The sequence below is a fragment of the Streptomyces sp. NBC_00775 genome (assembly GCF_036347135.1).
Taxonomy (GTDB): Bacteria; Actinomycetota; Actinomycetes; order Streptomycetales; family Streptomycetaceae; genus Streptomyces; species Streptomyces lutosisoli.
Map to the genome: position 1 here is coordinate 2,871,140 of NZ_CP108938.1, position 20,838 is coordinate 2,891,977.

General features: G+C 71.3%; 19 protein-coding genes. 5 read left to right on the plus strand and 14 right to left on the minus strand.

Translation table 11 applies throughout. The features are described 5' to 3' along the window. Nucleotide 1 precedes the first annotated feature (1 nt). Nucleotides 2–1,126 (minus strand): recombinase RecA, encoded by a 1,125-nt coding sequence (gene recA, locus OIC96_RS12785; protein WP_330307707.1) that lies wholly within the window; start codon nucleotides 1,124–1,126, stop codon nucleotides 2–4. A gap of 355 nt (nucleotides 1,127–1,481) precedes the next feature. On the opposite strand from recA, the gene OIC96_RS12790 reads away from it, so the two are divergent. Next, nucleotides 1,482–2,267 (plus strand): hypothetical protein, encoded by a 786-nt coding sequence (locus OIC96_RS12790; RefSeq protein ID WP_330310310.1) that lies wholly within the window; start codon nucleotides 1,482–1,484, stop codon nucleotides 2,265–2,267. Here OIC96_RS12790 and OIC96_RS12795 read toward each other — a convergent pair. Further along, the gene (locus OIC96_RS12795) at nucleotides 2,257–3,471 is read right to left on the minus strand and encodes an AI-2E family transporter (protein WP_330307706.1); all 1,215 of its coding nucleotides are present in this window, start codon (nucleotides 3,469–3,471) and stop codon (nucleotides 2,257–2,259) included. The two genes, OIC96_RS12790 and OIC96_RS12795, sit on opposite strands and share 11 nt — an antisense overlap. Nucleotides 3,472–3,531: 60 nt before the next feature. Then, nucleotides 3,532–3,726 (minus strand): DUF3046 domain-containing protein, encoded by a 195-nt coding sequence (locus OIC96_RS12800; protein ID WP_327432173.1) that lies wholly within the window; start codon nucleotides 3,724–3,726, stop codon nucleotides 3,532–3,534. 80 nt (nucleotides 3,727–3,806) lie between these two features. Between OIC96_RS12800 and OIC96_RS12805 the strand changes: the two genes are divergently transcribed. Then, entirely contained in the window at nucleotides 3,807–4,751 is a 945-nt protein-coding gene (locus OIC96_RS12805) for a hypothetical protein (RefSeq protein ID WP_330307705.1), read from the plus strand. 2 nt (nucleotides 4,752–4,753) lie between these two features. Here OIC96_RS12805 and OIC96_RS12810 read toward each other — a convergent pair whose 3' ends face one another. The 4 genes from OIC96_RS12810 to OIC96_RS12825 form a co-directional block, all read right to left on the minus strand. Further along, a complete protein-coding gene (locus OIC96_RS12810) occupies nucleotides 4,754–5,956 on the minus strand; it encodes a PucR family transcriptional regulator (RefSeq protein WP_330307704.1) in 1,203 nt (400 codons plus the stop codon). A 175-nt stretch (nucleotides 5,957–6,131) separates the two neighbouring features. Then, a complete protein-coding gene (locus OIC96_RS12815) occupies nucleotides 6,132–6,440 on the minus strand; it encodes an AzlD domain-containing protein (protein ID WP_330307703.1) in 309 nt (102 codons plus the stop codon). Continuing rightward, nucleotides 6,437–7,183, minus strand: coding sequence for an AzlC family ABC transporter permease (locus tag OIC96_RS12820; RefSeq protein ID WP_330307702.1), 747 nt, complete (start codon nucleotides 7,181–7,183; stop codon nucleotides 6,437–6,439). Before OIC96_RS12820 ends, OIC96_RS12815 begins: the two co-directional genes overlap by 4 nt. Further along, a complete protein-coding gene (locus OIC96_RS12825) occupies nucleotides 7,102–8,049 on the minus strand; it encodes an AraC family transcriptional regulator (RefSeq protein ID WP_330307701.1) in 948 nt (315 codons plus the stop codon). Before OIC96_RS12825 ends, OIC96_RS12820 begins: the two co-directional genes overlap by 82 nt. Nucleotides 8,050–8,404: 355 nt before the next feature. Between OIC96_RS12825 and OIC96_RS12830 the strand changes: the two genes are divergently transcribed. The 3 genes from OIC96_RS12830 to OIC96_RS12840 all read left to right on the plus strand — a co-directional run bounded on the left by OIC96_RS12830 (nucleotide 8,405) and on the right by OIC96_RS12840 (nucleotide 15,228). Further along, complete coding sequence (locus OIC96_RS12830; RefSeq protein ID WP_330307700.1) at nucleotides 8,405–13,465, plus strand: ATP-dependent helicase; 5,061 nt, start codon at nucleotides 8,405–8,407, stop codon at nucleotides 13,463–13,465. 126 nt (nucleotides 13,466–13,591) lie between these two features. Continuing rightward, nucleotides 13,592–14,434, plus strand: a complete 843-nt coding sequence (locus tag OIC96_RS12835; protein ID WP_330307699.1) for an Fpg/Nei family DNA glycosylase — start codon at nucleotides 13,592–13,594, stop codon at nucleotides 14,432–14,434. Nucleotides 14,435–14,466: 32 nt separating this feature from the next. Then, nucleotides 14,467–15,228, plus strand: coding sequence for an SDR family NAD(P)-dependent oxidoreductase (locus OIC96_RS12840; protein WP_330307698.1), 762 nt, complete (start codon nucleotides 14,467–14,469; stop codon nucleotides 15,226–15,228). A gap of 238 nt (nucleotides 15,229–15,466) precedes the next feature. Here OIC96_RS12840 and OIC96_RS12845 read toward each other — a convergent pair whose 3' ends face one another. The 7 genes from OIC96_RS12845 to OIC96_RS12875 form a co-directional block, all read right to left on the minus strand. After that, entirely contained in the window at nucleotides 15,467–15,739 is a 273-nt protein-coding gene (locus OIC96_RS12845) for a hypothetical protein (RefSeq protein ID WP_330307697.1), read from the minus strand. Between the two features lie 98 nt (nucleotides 15,740–15,837). Further along, the gene (locus OIC96_RS12850) at nucleotides 15,838–16,308 is read right to left on the minus strand and encodes a Dps family protein (protein WP_330307696.1); all 471 of its coding nucleotides are present in this window, start codon (nucleotides 16,306–16,308) and stop codon (nucleotides 15,838–15,840) included. A 253-nt stretch (nucleotides 16,309–16,561) separates the two neighbouring features. After that, nucleotides 16,562–16,939 carry a helix-turn-helix domain-containing protein gene (locus tag OIC96_RS12855; RefSeq protein ID WP_028802355.1) on the minus strand — a complete coding sequence of 126 codons (378 nt, stop codon included), beginning with the start codon at nucleotides 16,937–16,939 and terminating at the stop codon, nucleotides 16,562–16,564. A gap of 109 nt (nucleotides 16,940–17,048) precedes the next feature. Continuing rightward, nucleotides 17,049–17,594: a CinA family protein gene (locus OIC96_RS12860; protein WP_330307695.1), complete on the minus strand. Its 546-nt coding sequence runs from the start codon at nucleotides 17,592–17,594 to the stop codon at nucleotides 17,049–17,051. Continuing rightward, entirely contained in the window at nucleotides 17,591–18,313 is a 723-nt protein-coding gene (gene pgsA / locus OIC96_RS12865; protein ID WP_330307694.1) for a CDP-diacylglycerol--glycerol-3-phosphate 3-phosphatidyltransferase, read from the minus strand. Before pgsA ends, OIC96_RS12860 begins: the two co-directional genes overlap by 4 nt. Then, nucleotides 18,310–19,785 (minus strand): 30S ribosomal protein S12 methylthiotransferase RimO, encoded by a 1,476-nt coding sequence (rimO, locus tag OIC96_RS12870; RefSeq protein WP_330307693.1) that lies wholly within the window; start codon nucleotides 19,783–19,785, stop codon nucleotides 18,310–18,312. Before rimO ends, pgsA begins: the two co-directional genes overlap by 4 nt. 127 nt (nucleotides 19,786–19,912) lie before the next feature. Next, nucleotides 19,913–20,767: a helix-turn-helix domain-containing protein gene (locus tag OIC96_RS12875; protein WP_330307692.1), complete on the minus strand. Its 855-nt coding sequence runs from the start codon at nucleotides 20,765–20,767 to the stop codon at nucleotides 19,913–19,915. Nucleotides 20,768–20,838 lie beyond the last annotated feature (71 nt).

Here is a 20,838-nt window from a genome sequence, read left to right on the forward strand (position 1 = left end):
ACTAGCTCTTGGCCGCCGCGGCCTTGGGCTTGGTGGCCTTGGCCGCCGGAGCGGGCACCGTCTTCGCGGCCTCGCCCGGGGCGGCCGAGACCGCCGCGTCCGCGCCCGGCTCGGTGGTGGGCTCCACGGGACGCACTCCGACGCCCAGCTTCTCCTTGATCTTCTTCTCGATCTCGTTGGCGAGGTCGGGGTTGTCCTTCAGGAAGTTGCGCGCGTTCTCCTTGCCCTGACCGAGCTGGTCGCCCTCGTACGTGTACCAGGCGCCGGCCTTGCGGACGAAGCCGTGCTCCACGCCCATGTCGATCAGGCCGCCCTCGCGGCTGATGCCCTGGCCGTAGAGGATGTCGAACTCGGCCTGCTTGAAGGGCGGCGCGACCTTGTTCTTGACGACCTTGACGCGGGTGCGGTTGCCGACCGCGTCCGTACCGTCCTTCAGCGTTTCGATGCGGCGGATGTCGAGTCGCACCGAGGCGTAGAACTTCAGCGCCCGGCCACCCGTCGTGGTCTCCGGGGAGCCGAACATCACGCCGATCTTCTCGCGGAGCTGGTTGATGAAGATCGCGGTGGTCTTCGACTGGTTGAGCGCGCTGGTGATCTTCCGCAGGGCCTGGCTCATCAGACGGGCCTGCAGACCCACGTGCGAGTCGCCCATCTCGCCCTCGATCTCCGCGCGCGGCACCAGGGCGGCGACGGAGTCGATGACGATGAGGTCGAGCGCGCCGGAGCGGACCAGCATGTCCACGATCTCCAGAGCCTGCTCGCCGTTGTCCGGCTGCGACAGGATCAGGTTGTCGATGTCGACGCCGAGCTTCTTCGCGTACTCGGGGTCGAGGGCGTGCTCGGCGTCGATGAAGGCCACCTGGCCGCCGGCCTTCTGCGCGTTCGCCACGGCGTGCAGGGTCAGGGTCGTCTTACCGGAGGACTCCGGGCCGTACACCTCCACCACTCGGCCGCGCGGCAGGCCGCCGACACCGAGGGCGACGTCGAGCGCGGTCGACCCGGTGGGGATGACCTCGATGGGCTCATTCGGCCGCTCGCCCAGGCGCATCACTGCGCCCTTGCCGAATTGCCGTTCAATTTGTGCGAGCGCGGCGTCCAACGCCTTCTCGCGGTCGGTTCCTGCCATGGGTTCCACCCGGTTTGCTTGAGTCGATCGCTTCACGTCAAAGACGCTAACGCCTGCCACTGACAATGCGCCCCGACGCCCGTCCGGCCTGTGGATAACTCGGGCACATCTCCATGAAAACCCTGCCGAAATCCCCGTCGAGAGCTCCGCCGGAGCTTCCATAAGAATGGATGTTCGATTTTCGTGTCAAGCGCACCACGCGACACCTCCGAGAGTACGTTCGCGGTCTGACAGTGCCCCGGATTTCCCGCCGGCACGATCCGGTACCGGGCTACTCTCCCGGGCGTACGACAGGTGCCTTCGGCCGTACGACGACGCCGTGAGGCCTGCTCGCGAGGCTTGGGCCATGGAAACCATGAGGTCCCGGGCACCCTTGAAGCGCACGCAGACACCCTCGAAGCTCACGTTCCGCCCGGCCGAGCGGCTCTGCTACGCGACCGGTGCCCTGCTCGTCCTCTCGGGATGCGTGCATCTGGTGGTCTTCGCCGTCGACGGTGGCCCCTGGGACGGGCCCGTCTCCTGGCGCAAGCCGGTCACCTTCGGGCTCTCCTTCGGGCTGACACTGATCGCGATCACGTGGGTCACGTCGTATCTGCGCGTCGGGCCGAGGCTGCGCACCACGCTGCTCGTGGTGTTCGCCGCCGACTGTGTCGTGGAAGTGGGCGGGATCACCCTGCAGGCGTGGCGTCGGGTGCCCTCGCATCTCAACATGGAGACCGGCTTCGACACGGCGGTGTCCATGACGCTCGCGGTGGGCGGCGGGGTTCTCGTGGTGCTGCTCACCGTGTTCGCGGCGGCCTCGTTCCGGAACCGCCCCGCAGGCCCCCTGGGGATGCCGCTCGCGCTGCGCTCCGGGTTCGCGATCCTGCTCGTCGCCCTGCTGACGGGCGCCGCGATGATCGCGCGCGGGGTCCTCCTGACCCGGACCGGCCACCAGGAGGCGGCGTACCACTCGACGGCCCCGCTCAAGCCGCTGCACGGGGTGAGCCTGCACGCCGTGCTGGTGCTGCCCGCACTGGCCTGGCTGCTGTCGCACGCCGCTTGGAGCGACAGGACCAAGCAGCGGGTGATGTACGCGGCGGCCGGCTGCTACGCGGCGGCCGTCGTCGGCGCCGGCGTGTGGGCGGTCCTCACCTGGTGAACAGCCGCCGCACGCGCGCGAGGAAGGTGCCCGAGTCCCGGCTGCGGTGGCCGTGCACTCGGGGGTCGTCCGTGACGTCGTAGCGCTTCACGTACGCCCCCAGGAACGCCTGCAGCGTGGCGACGGCGGGGATGGCGATCAGCGCGCCGACGGCGCCCAGGAGCGCGGTGCCCGCGATGACCGACCCGAAGGCGACCGCGGGGTGGATGTCGACGGTCTTGGAGGTCAGCTTGGGCTGCAGCACATAGTTCTCGAACTGCTGGTAGACCACGACGAAGATGAGCACCCACAGCGCGTACCAGGGGTCGATCGTGAAGGCGATCAGCATCGGCAGGGCGCCCGCGAGATAAGTGCCGATCGTGGGGATGAACTGCGAGACCAGGCCCACCCAGACGGCGAGCACGGGCGCGTAGGGCACGCCCAGGGACTGCAACAGGATGTAGTGCGCAATGCCGGAGATCAGCGCCATCAGACCGCGTGAGTACAGATAGCCGCCGGTCTTGTCGACGGCGATCTCCCACGCGCGCAGCACCTCGGCCTGCCGGGCGGGCGGCAGCACCGAGCACAGCGCGCGCCGCAGCCGCGGTCCGTCGGCGGCGAAGTAGAACGAGAACAGCGCGATCGTCAGCAGCTTGAAGAGTCCGCCCAGCACCTGCGCGGACACGTCCAGGACGCCGGTGGCGCTGTTCTGTACGTACTTCCGCAGCCAGTCGGAGTGGACCAGGCTGTCCTGGATGTCCACCCGTCTCAGGTCCATGTGGAAGTGCGTGTTGATCCAGTTGATGACCGAGTCGAGGTAGTCGGGGAAGCCCTCGACCATCTTGATGATCTGGCCCGCGAGCATCGAGCCCAGCAGCGTGATGAATCCGGCGATCGCGATCGTCGCACCGAAGAAGACGAGGAAGGTGGCCAGTCCCCGGCGCATGCCGCGCGAGGCCATCCAGCTCACCGCGGGCTCTATCGCGAGAGCCAGGAAGAACGCGATGAGAATGTTGATCAGCAGGCTGGTGAGCTGGTGGAACGCCCAACTGCCCAGCTGGAAGACAGCGACGAGCGCGAGGGCGAGCACCATGGCGCGCGGCAGCCAGCGCGGCATGCGCCCGCCGGGCGCGGCTGTGTCCCCGGCCGGGGGGCCGGTGGGCGGCGTCGTGCCGAACGGTGATGCCTGCTGGGCGACCTGTGCGGTCTCGTCTGTCGGGGCCACGGTGCAAGTCTCGCCCACACCGCCGACAATCGGCCCCCGCCCCCGGATCTTCCCGGTCCGTCAGCGGCTTTCGTACGGAACGTTCATGGTCGCGCACACCACGCGCCACACGTCCTTGGCCTCCCAGCCGGCGTTCAGCGCCTCGTGGACGGTGCGCCCGCCGAGTTCCGTCATCACATGATCGCGCGCGAAAGTATCGGCGTACCCCGCACCGAAGTGATCCGCCATCCGCTGCCAGAAGACCGTCAACCGCATGACTCCAGTATCCCGCCCCTGAGAGTGGGCCCGAGCCGGGACCGCTTGCCGAGACCGCTTTCCGTCCTACGGTCTGACGCATGGCCGAAACAGGAGCATCCCCACTCCCCCCGACGCCCCCGGCGCACTCCCCACTCGCACGCGCCGAGCACTTCATCTGGCTCACCGCACGCGTACTGGAGCAGCGCCGCTTCGCGTACCACTTCCTCGGCGGCGGCGCCGACGCGGTGGAGACCGCGCTGGCCGCCTACCGCAACGAGGACGAAGGGTACGGTCACGCGCTCGAACCCGATCTGCGCGGCCCGGTCAGCCAGCCGCTGCACACCGGGCACGCGCTGCGTGTGCTGGACTCGATCGGGCGCTGCGGTGGACAGCGCGTGGAGCGCGTGTGCCGCTATCTGACCTCCGTGTCGACGGGGGACGGCGCGCTGCCGGCGATCCATCCCAGCCAGCGCGGCTATCCGACGGCTCCTTTCGTCCCGATCGTCGACGACCCGCCGAGCGAACTCCTGGCCACCGGGCCCGTGGTGGGCCTGTTGCACCGCAACGAGGTGTGGCACGCCTGGCTGTTCCGTGCCACCGACTTCTGCTGGCAGGCTGTCGATTCGCTGGAGAAGTCCCATCCGTACGAGATCGAGGCCGCCGTCGTCTTCCTGGACTCCGCGCCCGACCGCCCGCGCGCGGAGGCGGCCGCCGACCGTCTGGGCCGCCTGGTGCGCGAGCACCGGCTCGCGGCGCTGGACCCGGAACACCTTGAGTCGTTTCCGGTCGCCCCCGGGTACGCGCCGGGCGAGCGCCACTTCCCGCACGACTACGCGAAGACTCCCGAGTCTCTCGCGCGCGCCTGGTTCACCGACGAGGAGATGACGCGCTCGCTCGACCACCTGGCGGACGAGCAGGAGAAGGACGGAGGCTGGCCGATCCGCTGGCGTCAGTGGGCGCCGAGCACCGCCCTGGAGTGCCGCCCCATGGTGACGATCGAGGCGTTGCGCACGCTGCGGGCGTACGGACGGTCCATCGGTTGACGTCAGGGGCGCGCGTAGGGGCCGTAGGACGGCGTGTCCTGGGTGTCCCTGAGGAGCAGTGCCGCGATCGCCAGGGCCGCCCCTCGGGGCGACGAGAGGTCGATGCCGGACTGTTCCCCGATCTTGGCGAGCCGGTTGTCGACGGTGTTCGGGTGCAGTCCCAGCGCGGCGGCGGTGGCCCGGCGGTCCTGCTGATGCGCGAGGTGGGTGCGCAGGGTCTCCAGGAGCTCGGGGCGGTCGGCGACCGGGTCGAGCAGGGCGGCGATCTTGTGGCTGCTGGGGTCGGGCCGGGAGAGATGGAACTCCAGAAGGACGTCCTCCAGGCGGTGCAGTCCGGGCGGCAGTCCGCACGCGCGCGTGACGCGCAGGATCTCCATCGCGGTGCGAGCCGCCTCCGGGATGTCCTCGGGCCCCGCGGCCGGCACGTGCGCGACCCTGACCGGTGTCCCCAGGGCCTTGCTCAGCCGCTGGGCGAGGTCGTCCGGCGGCTCGCACTCCTTGGGGACGACGGCACGGCCCAGGCCGGTGTCCAGGAGCGCCGCCACCTCCGTACCGAAGGCGTGGTCCAGGACGGTCTGCGCCCTGCGCTGCCGCCGCCGTTCGCCCACGGGACCCTCGGCCGACACTCCGAGGTCGAGGGCGAGCACCAGGGCGGGCCCTTCCAGCCGCAGCTCGTCCAGGAGTATGTGTCCGGGCTTGAGTACGCCGTCCAGTAGCCCGCGGACCAGCGAGCGGCGCTGGGCGCGGGCGTCGGCCTCCAGAGCGGTGCGCTCGTCGACGTACGTCTCGGCGACCGCGCCCACCACCCTGTGGTGCGACTCCAGGAGAAGGTCGACCAGTTCTACGAGGGCGGCCTCCTCCCCGGGCCGGGCCGTCTCGCGCAGCGCCCGCCACAGCACGTATGCGCCCAGGGAGTGCGTGCGCAGCAGCAGGTGCAGCGGCATCCCCTCCTCGGCGCGCTGAGCGGCCCGCTCGCGGAACAGACGCAGGTCGGCGCGCGCGAGATCCGGGTCGCCCGCGCGGCGCAGGAACAGCCGGATGCCGTGCCGGGCCGTCGCCGCGATCTCCAGGTCCTTCAGATCGTCCGGGAGCTCCGCGTAGCCGGGGAGCGCCTCGAAGGACTCGCGGGACATCCGCCGGGCCAGTTCGTTGACCCTGGGCTCGCAGCGCAGCGCGAGCGCCCTGGCGGCTGCGGAGAGGGGCACGGCGGGCTCCTGCGGGCGGGCGGCTTGTGACGCGTCACAGTACCCAGGCGGCCTGTGACGTACCGAGCGCGTCGCTCCGGAGGGACTCCCGGCCGGCCCTGGTGCCTTCGACGCCTTGGAGGGGCCGTCGGCCCACACGCACGCGTGAAGGCCGACAGCGTTGTACGCCCGGACGTCAGCCCGTCATCGCCCGCACCCCCGCCGTCACCACCACCGCCGCGGCGACCACGAGCAGGAAGGGGGCGCGCAGGATCAGCGCGACGGCCGCCGCGGCGAGTCCCGCGGCCTTCGCGTCCACGACCAGGACGCGCCCGTCGGCGAAGGTCTGCTGGGCCGTGAGAGCGGCGAGGAGGGCGACGGGCAGCAGGGCGGCGAGGCGCCGGACGAGGGGACGTTCCAGTACGCCGGCGGGGATCAGCAGCCCGATGAGTTTGACGGCGTAGCAGCCGACGGCGGTCGCGCCGATGGCGATCCAGATGTTCAACGATCTTCCCTTGGCACGTCGTTGGCGGTCTTCGCACTGCGGCGCCCCTCTACGTAGAGGACGGCGGGAGCGGCCAGCGCGGCCACCAGTACGGGAACTCCGGCGGGCAGCACGGGCAGCAGACCGAGCCCCAGAATGACCGCGATACCCGCGACCGTGCGCTCCGTGGTGGTCTTCAGCATCGGCGCGAGCAGCGCCAGGAAGACGGCGGGTCCTGCGGCATCCAGCCCCCACGCGTCGGTGTCGCCGATGGCTTCGGCCCCGACGGCGCCGAGCAGGGTGGTGAGGTTCCACAGCACGTAGAGGGAGAGCCCGGTGACGGTGAAACCGATGCGGACGCTGCGGCGGGTGGGCTGGGCGAGCGCGACCGCGGTGGTCTCGTCGATGACCCACTGCGCGGCGAACGGTCGCACCGCGCGCGGGAGGGCGAGCAGTTGCGACAGGCGCAGTCCGTAGAAGGCGTTGCGCACCCCGAGAAAGAAGGCGCCCGCGGCCGCCGTGAGCGGGTTGCCCCCGGCCGCGAGCGCGCCCACGAGCGCGAACTGCGAGGCGCCGGTGAACACCAGGAGGCTGAGCGCGCAGGTCTGCAGCAGCGTGAGCCCGCTGCCGGCCGAGGTCACCCCGAAGGCGAACCCGGACAGTCCGACGGCAACCCCGACCCCTAGGGCGTCCCGGACGACGGCGGCGTCGGGTTTTCCGCCTTCTTCACTGCGTATGTCTGCGAGAGCTGTCTGTTCTGCCACGCCCTGGACGGTAGGAGCAGTCGACCGTCACCGTCTTGTACGTTCTTGCGCTCGCGCTGGTAGGCGCCCGGGGGCACGCCCACGATCCGGGTGAAGTGCCGATTGAGATGCGGCTGGTCGGTGAAGCCGACGGCGACGGCCGCCTCGGCGGGCGCGGAACCGGCGTCCAGGAGGCGGCGGGCCCGGCGTACGCGGGCGTCGGTCAGCCAGGTGTGGGGCGGCATGCCGTAGGTGTCCCGGAACGCGCGCAGCAGCGCGAACGGGCTCGTGCCGAGGTCGGCGGCGAGCCGCTCCAGGGAAGGGGGCTCGACCATCCGCTCCTCCAGCACGGCACGCGCGCGTGCGGCGACGCGGGCGCCCGCGGTGTGCACGGCCCGCTGCGGCAGCGCGCCTCCGTTCAGGCGCAGCAGCCGGGTCACGGCGACGCGCAGCAGAGTGTCGGCGGCGAGCGCGTTGCCCTCCTCGGCGGCCCGCAGCACCTGGTGCACCAGGCCCGCCGCGTACGGGTCGTCGAGCACCGGACTGGTGAATCCGGGAGTGCCGCGGATGGTGGTGGTCTCCGCGGCGATCTCGGCCACCAGCTCCGGCGACGGGTACACCGCCCCGTACCGCCAGCCCTCGGGGACGCCCGCCCGGCCCGTGTGCGGGGTGTCGGGGTTGACCAGCGCGAGGGCGCCCGGACCCGCGTACTGGTCGCCACCGCCGTGGTGGAAGACCTCGACACCGTCGGTGATGGCAGCGATGACGAAGTTCTCGTGGGTATGCCGCACGAAGATCTTTTCGACATAGCTGGCACGCAGCAGATCGACACCGGGCAGTTCCGCGTACTGCCAGTGCCGCGCCCGCTCCCGTCCCGAATCCGCCACACTGCCATTCTCCGCGACCACCACAACGACAGCCGCCCGATGACGCCGCACCGGACAGCTGCCACTGCACCCCCACCAGCCGCCAGCCGCCAGCCGCCAGCCGCTGCATGCACCCCTCCCCCACCAGCCGACAGCCGCCCACCGGCGGAAGGGGCCGGTCCGGGGGTGTCCGCCCGCAGCGGCTGGCGCGTCAACACCAGCACCTCCACCACCAAACCGATTCCGCGCCAGACCGAGGACGGATACCCTCGAACCGGCCCCGACCCACCACCCGCCGCAGGCGCCTCGACTCCTCCTGCGACCGCGTTCCCGCAGGTCAGACGGGATTGTCAGTGGCCGGGTGCAGGATGGACGCATGGTCAGCTCCGCACACCGAGCCCTCGACGGCTTCTCCCCCGCGACCCGCGGCTGGTTCACGGGGGCCTTCTCCGCGCCCACCGCGGCCCAGGCCGGGGCATGGGCGGCCATCGGCGAAGGCTCGGACGTGCTCGTGGTCGCCCCGACCGGCTCCGGCAAGACCCTGGCCGCGTTCCTCGCCGCGCTCGACCAGCTGGCCTCGACCCCACCGCCGGCGGACCCCAAGAAGCGCTGCCGGGTGCTGTACGTATCACCGCTCAAGGCCCTCGCGGTCGACGTGGAGCGGAATCTGCGCAGCCCACTGACCGGCATCCGACAGGAAGCCGTGCGGCTCGGGCAGCCCGAACCCGAGGTGAAGGTCGGCATCCGCTCCGGCGACACCCCGCCCGCAGAGCGCCGCGCGCTGGCCACACGCCCGCCGGACATTCTGATCACGACCCCCGAGTCACTGTTCCTGATGCTGACGTCGGCCACGCGCGACGCGTTGACGGGCATCGAGACGGTGATCCTGGACGAGGTGCACGCGGTCGCGGGCACCAAGCGCGGCGCCCATCTCGCGCTCACCCTGGAGCGCCTCGACGAGCTGCTGCCCAAGCCCGCCCGCCGCATCGGCCTCTCCGCGACGGTCCGTCCGGTGGACGAGGTCGCGCGTTATCTCTCGCCCCGGCGCAAGGTGGAGATCGTCCAGCCGCCGTCCGGCAAGGAGTTCGACCTCTCCGTGGTCGTCCCGGTGGAGGACCTGGGCGAGTTGGGCGGCTCCCCGGTCGCCGATGGCAAGGAGGGCGCCGAGAAGCCGTCCATCTGGCCGCATGTCGAGGAGCGGATCACCGATCTCGTCCAGTCCCACCGCTCCACCATCGTGTTCGCCAACTCCCGCCGTCTGGCGGAGCGCCTCTGCAACCGGCTCAACGAGATCGCGTACGAGAGGGCGACCGGCGAGCCCCTTGAGGAGGCTCACGCCCCGGCCCAGCTGATGGGCGGCTCGGGCGCGGCGCAGGGAGCTCCGCCCGTCATCGCCCGCGCCCACCACGGCTCCGTCTCCAAGGAGCAGCGGGCGCTGGTCGAGGAGGACCTGAAGGCGGGCCGCCTGCCCGCGGTGGTCGCCACCTCCAGCCTCGAACTGGGAATCGACATGGGAGCCGTGGACCTCGTCATCCAGGTCGAGTCGCCGCCGTCCGTGGCCTCCGGGCTCCAGCGCGTGGGGCGGGCGGGACACCAGGTGGGCGCGGTCTCCACCGGCGTCGTCTTCCCCAAGTACCGCGGCGACCTCGTCCAGGCCGCGGTGGTCACCGAGCGGATGCGCACGGGCTCCATCGAGTCCCTCCGGGTCCCCGCCAATCCCCTGGACGTGCTGGCCCAGCAGCTCGTCGCCATGACCGCACTCGACACCTGGCAGGTCGACGACCTGCTCGCCACGGTCCGCCGGGCGGCCCCTTTCGCCTCGCTCCCGGAGTCGGCGTTCACCGCCGTGCTCGACATGCTCGCGGGCCGCTATCCGTCCGACGCCTTCGCGGAGCTCAGGCCCCGCGTGGTGTGGGACCGCGTCGCCGGTACGGTCACCGGGCGCCCCGGCGCGCAGCGCCTCGCCGTCACCTCAGGTGGCACCATCCCCGACCGCGGGCTCTTCGGGGTCTTCCTCGCGGGAGCCGACCCCAAGAAGGGCGGCGGCCGGGTCGGCGAGCTCGACGAGGAGATGGTCTACGAATCCCGTGTGGGCGACGTCTTCACGCTCGGCACCAGCTCCTGGCGCATCGAGGACATCACCCGCGACCGCGTTCTGGTCTCCCCCGCACCCGGTGTCCCGGGCAGACTGCCCTTCTGGAAGGGCGACCAGCTCGGCCGCCCGCTCGAACTGGGCCGCGCGGTCGGCGCGTTCCTCCGCGAGGTCGGCTCACTCCCCAAGGACGACGCCCGGCTCCGGCTCCTCGCCGCGGGCCTGGACGCCTGGGCAGCCGACAACGTGCTCTCGTACCTCGCCGAACAGCGCGAGGCATGCGGGCACATCCCGGACGACCGGACCATCGTCGTCGAGCGCTTCCGCGACGAGCTGGGCGACTGGCGAGTCGTCGTGCACTCCCCCTTCGGCGCCCAGGTCCACGCCCCCTGGGCCCTCGCTCTCGGCGCCAAGCTCTCCGAGCGGTACGGCATGGACGCCCAGGTGATGCACGCCGACGACGGCATCGTGCTGCGGCTGCCCGACGCCGACATCATGGGCCTCGACCTGCTCGACCAGGCACCTGTGAAGGCGGGTACGGAGTACGACGCGGAACAGGCGCCGGTCGGCGCGGCGGACGTCGCCTTCGACAAGGGCGAGGTCAACCAGATCGTCACCGACCAGGTCGGCAGCTCCGCGCTCTTCGCGTCACGCTTCCGCGAGTGCGCCGCCCGCGCGCTGCTGCTGCCGCGCCGTAACCCCGGCAAGCGCACCCCACTGTGGCAGCAGCGCCAGCGTGCCGCCCAACTCCTTCAGGTGGCCAGCGAGTTCGGCTCGTTCCCGATCGTCCTGGAGGCGGTCCGTGAATGCCTCCAGGATGTCTTCGACGTCCCCGGACTCACGGAGCTGATGGGCGACATCGAGTCCCGCAAGGTGCGGCTCGTCGAAGTCACCACGCCCGAGCCTTCCCCCTTCGCCCGCTCCCTCCTCTTCGGATACGTCGCCCAGTTTCTGTACGAGGGTGACTCACCTCTCGCCGAGCGGCGCGCCGCCGCCCTGTCGCTGGACTCACGGCTGCTGGCCGAACTCCTGGGGCAGGCCGAGCTGCGCGAGCTCCTCGACGCCGATGTCCTGGCTGAGCTGGAGCGGGAGCTCCAGTGGCTCACGGAGGACCGTCGCGCCAAGGACGCCGAAAGTGTGGCCGACCTGCTGCGTCTGCTGGGTCCGCTCACCGACGCCGAGCTCGTCGAGCGGGGTGCCGAGCCGCAGTGGGCCCAGGAGCTGGCCGGCGCCCGCCGTGCCATCCGGGTCCGCATCGCCGGGGCCGACCACTGGGCGGCGATCGAGGACGCCGGCCGACTGCGCGACGCACTCGGTACGGCGCTGCCCGTCGGCGTCCCGGAGGCCTTCACCGAGCCGGTCAAGGACCCGCTCGGCGACCTCCTCGCCCGGTACGCACGCACCCACGGCCCGTTCACCTCGACGACGGCCGCCGCCCGCTTCGGTCTCGGCCCGGCCGTCACGGACGGGGCACTGCAGCGACTCGCAGCGAGCGGCCGTGTCGTACAAGGGGAGTTCCATCCGGCGGGTATCGGTCAGGAGTGGTGCGACGCGACGGTGCTCCGCAGGCTGCGGCGCCGTTCGCTCGCGGCCCTGCGCCACGAGCTGGAGCCGGTGCCACCCGCCGCGCTCGCGCAGTTCCTGCCGCAGTGGCAGCACGTGGGCAGCGGGCACGGGCTGCGCGGAATCGACGGACTGGTGCGCGCCATCGAGCAGTTGCAGGGCGCGTCCGTACCCGCGTCCGCGCTGGAGAAACTCGTCCTGCCCTCCCGGGTCGCCGGGTACGCCCCCGCGATGCTCGACGAGCTCACGGCCGCCGGAGAGGTGGTCTGGGCGGGGGCAGGGTCGCTGCCGGGCAAGGACGGCTGGGTCTCGCTGTATCTGGCGGACGCGGCGCCGCTGCTCCTGCCGGCCCCGCACCCCTTGGAGCCGACCGCGCTCCACCAGTCGATCCTGGACGCCCTCTCCGGGGGCTACGGCCTCTTCTTCCGCCAGATCGCCGACCAGGTGCGCGCCACCACGCATCCCGACGTCACCGATCCCCAACTGGCCGACGCCGTCTGGGACCTGGCCTGGTCCGGACGGCTCACTAACGACACGCTCGCGCCGATGCGCTCCCTCCTGGGCTCGGGACGCACCGCCGGGTCCACGGCCCACCGCGCCAAGCGCTCGGTCCCGCGCGGACGCTACGGCTCCCTGACCGGCGCCGCGCGCCCCCAGTCCCGTACGGGCCCGCCGACCGTGGCGGGCCGCTGGTCGCTGCTGCCCGAGCGTGAGCCCGACCCGACGGTGCGCGCCCACGCCCTGGCCCGCACCCTGCTCGACCGGCACGGCGTGGTGACCCGGGGCGCCGTCGCCGCGGAGGGCGTCGAAGGCGGCTTCTCGGCGGTGTACCGCATCCTGTCCGCATTCGAGGACAGCGGCCAGGCACGCCGCGGCTATGTGGTCGAAGGTCTCGGCGCGGCCCAGTTCGCGATGGACGGCGCGGTGGACCGGCTGCGCGCGGCGGCGAACGCGCGGGACCGGGGCGAAGCCCTGTCCGACCCGAACCTCCCGGACGGTTTCCCGGGCGCCTACGGATTCCCCGGCGACCGAAGCCCCGCGAACCCTGCCGGCTTCCCCGGCGACCGTGCCTCGGCGCACACCTCAGGTTTCCCCGGCGGCCAAGCCCCCAAGGACACCTTCGGCTACGCACCCGACCTCGACCCGGCGAACACCTCCGGCGTCCCGGAGGGTTCCGCCTTGCCTGACGACTCCGGCTTCCCCGACGGTTCCGCGTTCCCGGACGCCTCCGGCTTCCCGGAAGAACCCGGCTTCACCGACGACCACGGCTTCTCGGCCGACTCGGCCTTCCCGGCCCGCTCCACCCGCCCCCACACCTCCCCCCACCCCCACATCTCCGCCTACCCCAACACCCCAGCCTTCTCGAACAGTCGCTCCCGCCCCCGCACCACCTCGTCAGCCGTTGTCCTGGCCGCCGCCGACCCCGCCAACGCCTACGGCGCGGCCCTTCCCTGGCCCGAGCCCCCGACCGACGCCGGGCACAAGCCGGGCCGAAAGGCGGGCTCCTTGGTGGTGCTCGTCGACGGCGAACTGACCCTGTACATGGAGCGCGGCGGCAAGACCCTGCTGGCCTGGCCCGTCGCCCCGGACAGCTCGGTCACGGAGGACGCGCGGCTGCACACCGCCGCCGAGGCCCTCGCCGCAGCGGCCCGCGCGGGCTCGCTCGGCACAGTCACGGTGGAGCGCGTCAACGGCGCCTCCGCGCTGACCTCCCCCATCGGCACCCTCCTGGAAGGAGCAGGCTTCATCGCGACCCCCCGCGGACTGCGCCTCCGCGCCTGAGTCCCGTACAGACGCCCGCCAAGAAGCCCCGCGCACCTTGCAACCCCGCGCCCCGCACACCCCACCTCGACGCCCCCGACAAACGCCCCGATCCGTGCCACCTCCCACCCATGTCACCCTGGACCCATGCCCGAAGGAGACACCGTCTGGCAGGCCGCGAGGCGGCTGCACATCGCCCTCGCGGGCAAGGTGCTGACCCGCTCCGACCTGAGGGTGCCCAAGTACGCCACAGCCGACCTCACCGGTCGCACGGTCCTGGATGTCACCCCGCGCGGCAAGCACCTCCTCGCCCGGATCGAGGGCGGAGTGACCCTGCACTCGCATCTGCGGATGGACGGCTCGTGGAAGGTGTACGCGAACGGCCAGCGCTGGAGCGGCGGCCCCACGCATCAGATCCGGGCCATCCTCGGCACCGCGGACCGCACGGCCGTCGGGTACCGCCTCCCCGTACTGGAGCTGCTCCGCACCACCGACGAAGGACGAGCGGTCGGCCATCTCGGTCCCGACCTCCTGGGCCCGGGCTGGAACCCGGACAGGGCCCTGGAGAACCTCCTGCACGACCCGGCCCGCCCGCTCGGCGAGGCCCTGCTGGACCAGCGCAATCTCGCCGGCATCGGCAACGTCTACAAGAGCGAGCTGTGCTTCCTCCTGGGGGTCACTCCCTGGCTCCCCATCGGCGATGTGCCGGCCGACCGCGCCGCCCAGCTGCCCGCCCTCGCCAAGAGGCTCCTCGAGGTCAACCGCGACCGGCCCGCCCGCAGCACCACGGGCCGCCGCGACCAGAACCTCTTCGTGTACGGCCGGACACCCCGCCCCTGTCTGCGCTGCCGCACCCCTATCCGTTCGGCGGACCAGGGCGACGGTGCCCGTGAGCGCCCCACCTACTGGTGTCCGACGTGCCAGACGGGGCCCACGCCATCGCCGGGCGCCGCCCAGCCCCGTATGGGTCCCCGACGTACGACTAATTGACGATCCGTCAGAAACCCTCGTACCGTCCTTTCATGCCCCTCACGGCGTACGACCTCACCGGACGCACCGCATTCGTCACCGGCGCCGCCAGCGGCATCGGCCGCGCCTCCGCCGTCCTGCTCGCGGAGGCGGGCGCCACCGTCCACTGCGCGGACCGCGACGCGCAGGGCCTGCACGAGACGGCGACCCTGATCAAGAGTCAGGGCGGTACCGCCCACACCCACCCGCTCGACGTCAGCGACCGTGCCCAGCTCCAGCAGGCCGTCGCGTCCTGCGAACGTCTCGACGTCATGGCGGCGGTCGCCGGGATCATGCACAGCAGCCCGGTCCTGGAGACCCGGGACGAGGACCTCGACCGGGTGCTGAGCATCAACTTCAAGGGTGTGCTGTACGCCTGCCAGGAAGCCGCCCGCCTCATGATCGCGAAGAGCGTCCGCGGCAGCATCATCACCATGGCGTCGGGTGCGATAGACACCGGCGGACCCGGCCTGCTCTGCTACGGCGCGGCGAAGGCGGCCGTCGTGCAGCTGACGAAGACCCTGGCGACCGAGATCGGCCCGCACGGCATCCGCGTCAACGCGGTCGCGCCCGGCTGGATCCGCACCCCGATGACCGACCGCCACGGGGAGGCGCAGGCGCAGACAGAGGCGTTCATGGCGCGACTGTCACCGTTGGGCCGGGTCGGCGAACCGGAGGACATCGCCCACGCCGTACTGCACCTCGCCTCGGACGCTTCGGCGTTCACCACGGGCCAGATCCTCCGCCCCAACGGCGGCGTCGCGATGCCCTGGTAGCCCGCTTCACCCACGCACTACCGCTCCCGCCGGCACACGCCGGCGCCCACACGCACCCACGCGCCCCACTTCGCTCCCTGCACGCCCCAAGCCCCCGCACGCCCCCGGCACACGGACGCGCCCGCCTGCCACACCCGAGGGGGCGCTTTCCCCTCCCGGAGCGCCCAACCCTCCAGCGCTCCGCCCCCGCACACCGGCCTCGCCACACACCCCACCCCCTGAAGCGCGCCCCCACTCCCTACCGCACGCCCCGCGCACGCCCCCCAGCAGTCCCCCGCCGCCGCAACCACGCTTCCTGCCAGGACTCCCGCCACCGATCCGACCCCACGGCACCCACCGCCCGGGCCTTCGGCACGCAGTGCACCGGCAACAGGCTCAGCCCCCATCCCCCGGCGGCGACCGCCCCCTCCAGCACTCCGGCATCGGGCACCAGCGCGAGCCGCAGCACGCTCCACCACCACACCGCACCGAGCGCCAGTGCAGCCCCCCAGCGCACTATTCGCCCCGCCATGGTGCCCACCTCCAGCCCGACGCTAGACCGCCGCTCTCACGCCCCGGCAGGGCGCACCAACGGCACACGGGCGCACCTCGGGCAGCACCGGCGGGCGGTCACCCGTTCTCCGCCTGGAACATCCAGTGATGCTTCTCCAGGTCGGCCGTGATCCCGATGAAGATGTCCTGGCTCACCGGATCCGCGTCCCCGGTCGCCGCCACCCGCTCGCGCATCCGCGTGATCACCGCGCCCAGCGCGTCCACGAGCGTCTTCACGGCGTCGGTGTCCTTGACCCAGCCCTCGGGCGTCGCGCCGATGCCACTGCTGACGGCCACGGTCGCGGCCCGGCCGTCCGGCGGGACACCCAGCGTCGAGGCGCGTTCCGCCACGGTGTCGGAGTGCAGTCGTGCGGTGTCCACGACCTCGTCGAGCTGGAGATGGATGGAACGGAAGCGCGGTCCCACCACGTTCCAGTGAACCTGCTTGGCCACAAGGGAGAGGTCCAGCAGGTCGACCAGGGCACCCTGCAGCGCCTCGGCCACGGTCTTCAGGTCCGCGTCGGACAACGGGCTCTTCACGACGTACATCCGCATCCTCCGATTACGACGACTACGACGATCGATCACGACGCCTGCAACGCCTGCAGCGCCTGCAACGAACACGATGATCAAGGTGCACGACCGGCGTCCGTCCACCGGCCGGCCCCCGCCACACCCCTCCACCATGGCCGCCACACCGGATACCGGCAAATGGACCCATAGAGGACACCCATACAACGCAAAAACCCCGGCCGGGGCTTCACACAAGCATTCTCAGCTCATGAGCGCGAACTCGTGAGCGTCAGGCGGCGACGACGTCGACCGCCTCGGTAGGCGCCTTGATCGTGACCCGTTCCGGTGGCACACCGGTCACCGATACGGAATTGAGCATCGGGCGACGCACCGGTGCGGGCACCGGTTCGGTGGCCGCAGCCGACTGTGCCAGCTCCGCGAGGGCGAGCTCGTCGCTCACTTCCCGCATGAGCTCGGACATCCGTACGTCCAGCGCGTCGCAGATCGCGGAAAGCAGCTCGGAGGATGCCTCCTTCTGCCCCCGCTCCACCTCGGAGAGATAGCCGAGTGAAACTCGGGCGGACGAGGAGACTTCGCGCAGAGTACGGCCCTGGCGCTGGCGCTGCCGACGCAGCACGTCACCCAGCAGGCGACGGAGCAGAATCATCGGTGGCTCCCTCCTCGGACCGCGTAGCCGCATCCTTCACGCCCCACCGTACCGCCTTGCGCCGCGGCCGTGCGGGGAGCGATGTCGTGTTCACTCAGGGCTGCAAACATCAAAACCCCCCGTTCTGTTCCGTATCCTGTGCCCGCTCATTCCCGGTCTGTTCGCCCGCAAGCTCCTTCAGGAGCAGTGCGAGTACGCTCCGTACACTCTCCATACGGATTTCCGCCCGATCGCCGTTCAACCGCAGCGCTATGACTTTCCCGCCACCAGCGGCATGAAAAGATGCTTCGGACGGCCCGTCGACGGCCACGAAAACCGTGCCGACCGGGTGTCCGTCCTGGGGCTCGGGACCGGCGACGCCCGTGGTCGCGATCCCCCAGTCGGCACCGAGCGCCTTGCGCACACCCACCGCCATCTGGGCCGCGACCTGCGGATCCACCGCGCCGCGCTCGGCCAGCAGAGTGGCGTCGACGCCCAGCAGCTCGTGCTTGAGTTCGGTGGCGTACGCGGTCACGGAACCCCGGAAGGCCTTGGAGGCACCCGGCGTCGCGGTGATCTCCGCCGCCACCAGACCACCGGTGAGCGACTCGGCGACGGCGAGCGTCTCGCCCCTCACCGTGAGTAGTCGCAGCACTTCGGCGGCCGTGGAACTCACCGCTCCGCCTCCTCGGCCGCCGCCTGCCGCTCGGCGATTCCACGCCTGCGCAGCACAATGGCCTGTCTCACATAGTCGAGCCCGGTGACGACCGTCAGGACGACCGCCACGGCCATCACCCAGAACCTCAGGGTGGCCAGCGCCCCCGTCAGCGCCAGGATGTACATCCCGACCGCCGTGCCCTGGGCCAGCGTCTTCAGCTTGCCGCCGCGGCTCGCCGGGATGACCCCGTAACGGATCACCACGAAGCGCAGCAGGGTGATCCCGAGCTCACGCCCGAGGATCACTCCCGTCACCCACCACGGCAGATCGCCGAGCGAGGACAGACAGATCAGCGCCGCGCCCATGATCGCCTTGTCGGCGATGGGGTCGGCGATCTTCCCGAAGTCGGTGACCAGGTTGTACGTGCGCGCCAGATGGCCGTCGAAGATGTCGGTGATCATGGCGACGGCGAAGGCCGCCCAGGCCCACGCGCGCATGGCGGGGTCATACCCGCCGTCGGCCAGCATCAGCGCCACGAAGCCCGGCACGAGGACGAGCCGGATCATGGTCAGGATGTTGGCGATGTTCCAGAGGCTGGCCTGGTTGACGGCCGCAGCGCCCAGCTTCCCGGCCCGTGCCGGCTTCGAGCCCCCCGGAGCGCCGGATGCGCCGGGAGCCCCCGCCGCACCTTTCGTGCTGGGGGAGCCGCCCGCCGCGGATGCCGGGACTCCGGTCATCTGCCCGCCTCCTCAGTACACGGGAGCGCGCCCAGGAGCGGCTCGGCCACCAGGTCGACACCTTCCGTGCCGACCACCTTGGCCTCGACGATACGGCCCACGGTGAGACCCTCGCTGCTCGTGAAGATCACCTGGCCGTCCGTCTCGGGCGCCTGGTGGGCGGCGCGGCCGATCGCGCCCTCCTCGTCGTCGATCGACTCGACGAGCACCTGAACGGTCTCGCCGACGCGCTCCTCGGCACGCTGCGCGACCAGTTCCTCGGCGAGCCGGGACACGCGCGCGAGGCGCTCGTCGACCACGTCCTGGTCGAGCTTGTTCTCGTACGTCGCCGCCTCGGTGCCGTCCTCGTCGGAGTACCCGAAGACGCCGATCGCGTCGAGGCGCGCGCCCGTGAGGAACCGCTCCAGCTCAGCGAGGTCGGCCTCGGTCTCGCCGGGGAAGCCCACGATGAAGTTGGACCGCACACCGGCCTGCGGGGCCTTGGAGCGGATCGTGTCGAGCAGCTCCAGGAAGCGGTCGGTGTCGCCGAAGCGCCGCATCGAGCGCAGCACGTCGGGTGCGGAGTGCTGGAAGGACAGGTCGAAGTAGGGCGCGATGTCCGGCGTGGAGGTCAGGACGTCGATGAGTCCGGGGCGCATCTCGGCGGGCTGCAGGTAGCTGACCCGCACGCGCTCGATGCCGTCGATCTCGGCCAGCTCGGGCAGCAGGGTCTCCAGGAGGCGGATGTCGCCCAGGTCCTTGCCGTACGAGGTGTTGTTCTCGGAGACCAGCATGACCTCCTTGACGCCCTGCTCGGCGAGCCAGCGCGCCTCGTTCAGTACGTCGCTGGGGCGGCGCGAGATGAACGAGCCGCGGAAGGACGGGATGGCGCAGAAAGAGCAGCGCCGGTCGCAGCCGGAGGCGAGCTTCACCGAGGCCACCGGGGAACCGTCCAGGCGGCGGCGCAGGGGCGCGCGGGGGCCTGACTCCGGGGCCACGCCCTCCGGGAGGTCCGTGGGGGCGCCGTGGCCGGGAAGGGCCACTTCCTCGCCGGCACTCTGCCGCTCGGCCGGGCTGATCGGCAGCAGCTTGCGCCGGTCACGCGGGGTGTGGGAGGCGTGGATGCCGCCGTTCAGGATGGTCTGGAGGCGGTCGGAGATGTCGGCGTAGTCATCGAAGCCGAGCACGCCGTCGGCCTCGGGCAGCGCTTCGGCGAGCTCCTTGCCGTACCGCTCGGCCATGCAGCCCACCGCCACGACGGCCTGGGTTCTGCCATGCCCCTTGAGATCATTGGCTTCGAGGAGGGCGTCGACGGAGTCCTTCTTGGCGGCCTCGACGAAGCCACAGGTGTTGACGACGGCGACGTCCGCTTCCTCGGCGTCCTCCACGAGTTGCCAGCCGTCCGCCTCCAAGCGGCCTGCGAGCTCCTCCGAGTCCACCTCGTTACGGGCGCAGCCAAGGGTGACGAGTGCGACGGTACGGCGTTCAGGCATGGGCTCAAGACTACTTCGTCCCACAGACAGCCCACGTCGACGGGGTTGGCCGATCTTGGCCAACCCCGTACCGGCATACCCCTTCGGACCGCTGTTCGGCCTGAGGCCGTTGTCCGGCCTGGGGCCGTTACCCGACCTGGGGGTCGCCCTTCGTATACGTGAGGCGCTCGACGGCGCCGGGCTGGAAGTCGTCCTCGATCTTCTTGCCGTTCACGTACAGCTGGATCGCGCCGGCGTCACCGAGGATGAGGTTGATCTTCGAGCTGTCCTGGAAGGTCTTGGAGTCGCCCTTCTTGAGCAATCCGTCGAAGAGCATCCGGCCGTTGTGGTCCTTGGCCGAGATCCAGCTGCGTCCGTCCGCCGCACTGACCTGCACGGTCACCTTGTCCTGCGGGGCGGCCGCGATGGCGCTGTCGGAGGGGTCCGGCTTCGGATCGGCGGGCTTGCTGGTCTCCGACTTGGGCGAGGCCGACGTACTGGTGGTCGGCGTGGACCCCTCGGCGACCTGCGTCTTCGTGTCGTCCCCGCCGCTGCCCTTGACCACGGTGAACCCGACGAAGCCGATCACCGCGACGATCGCGGCGACCATGGCGGCGGTCCAGTTCGGCCCGCGCCGCTCGGGGCGGATACGTTCCGCCTCGAAGAGCGGGGCAGCCGGCGTCGGCGCGGGACGCCCGCCGTGGTCGGCGTCGTACCGGGCGAGCAGCGGGGCGGGATCGAGACGGACGGCGCGTGCCAGGGTCCGGATGTGACCGCGCGCGTAGACATCGCCGCCACAGGGGGCGAAGTCGTCCTGCTCGATCGCGTGGACGATGACGATGCGGACCCGGGTGGCGTTGCTGACGTCGTCCACAGTCAGCCCGGCCTCGATGCGTGCCTGCCGCAGGGCACGGCCGATCGAGAACTGCTCGGCCTCGCGGTCGTCTTCGAACGGACGCTCGTCTTCGGGGGAGTTGCCGTCAGGGGAGTTGCCGATGGACACGGGGGCGCCTTTCGAGCGTGTAGCCACCTGTGCTGGAGGTTCAGTCTAGGGGGGGTACGAAAGGGTGGGGC

Bases quoted from the DNA above. Each gene is read 5' to 3' on its own strand.
- recA (WP_330307707.1), bottom strand. From the start codon at position 1,126: ATGGCAGGAACCGACCGCGAGAAGGCGTTGGACGCCGCGCTCGCACAA.
- OIC96_RS12790 (WP_330310310.1), top strand. From the start codon at position 1,482: ATGAGGTCCCGGGCACCCTTGAAGCGCACGCAGACACCCTCGAAGCTC.
- OIC96_RS12800 (WP_327432173.1), bottom strand. From the start codon at position 3,726: ATGCGGTTGACGGTCTTCTGGCAGCGGATGGCGGATCACTTCGGTGCG.
- OIC96_RS12805 (WP_330307705.1), top strand. From the start codon at position 3,807: ATGGCCGAAACAGGAGCATCCCCACTCCCCCCGACGCCCCCGGCGCAC.
- OIC96_RS12830 (WP_330307700.1), top strand. From the start codon at position 8,405: ATGGTCAGCTCCGCACACCGAGCCCTCGACGGCTTCTCCCCCGCGACC.
- OIC96_RS12835 (WP_330307699.1), top strand. From the start codon at position 13,592: ATGCCCGAAGGAGACACCGTCTGGCAGGCCGCGAGGCGGCTGCACATC.
- OIC96_RS12840 (WP_330307698.1), top strand. From the start codon at position 14,467: ATGCCCCTCACGGCGTACGACCTCACCGGACGCACCGCATTCGTCACC.
- OIC96_RS12845 (WP_330307697.1), bottom strand. From the start codon at position 15,739: ATGGCGGGGCGAATAGTGCGCTGGGGGGCTGCACTGGCGCTCGGTGCG.
- OIC96_RS12850 (WP_330307696.1), bottom strand. From the start codon at position 16,308: ATGTACGTCGTGAAGAGCCCGTTGTCCGACGCGGACCTGAAGACCGTG.
- OIC96_RS12855 (WP_028802355.1), bottom strand. From the start codon at position 16,939: ATGATTCTGCTCCGTCGCCTGCTGGGTGACGTGCTGCGTCGGCAGCGC.
- pgsA (WP_330307694.1), bottom strand. From the start codon at position 18,313: ATGACCGGAGTCCCGGCATCCGCGGCGGGCGGCTCCCCCAGCACGAAA.
- rimO (WP_330307693.1), bottom strand. From the start codon at position 19,785: ATGCCTGAACGCCGTACCGTCGCACTCGTCACCCTTGGCTGCGCCCGT.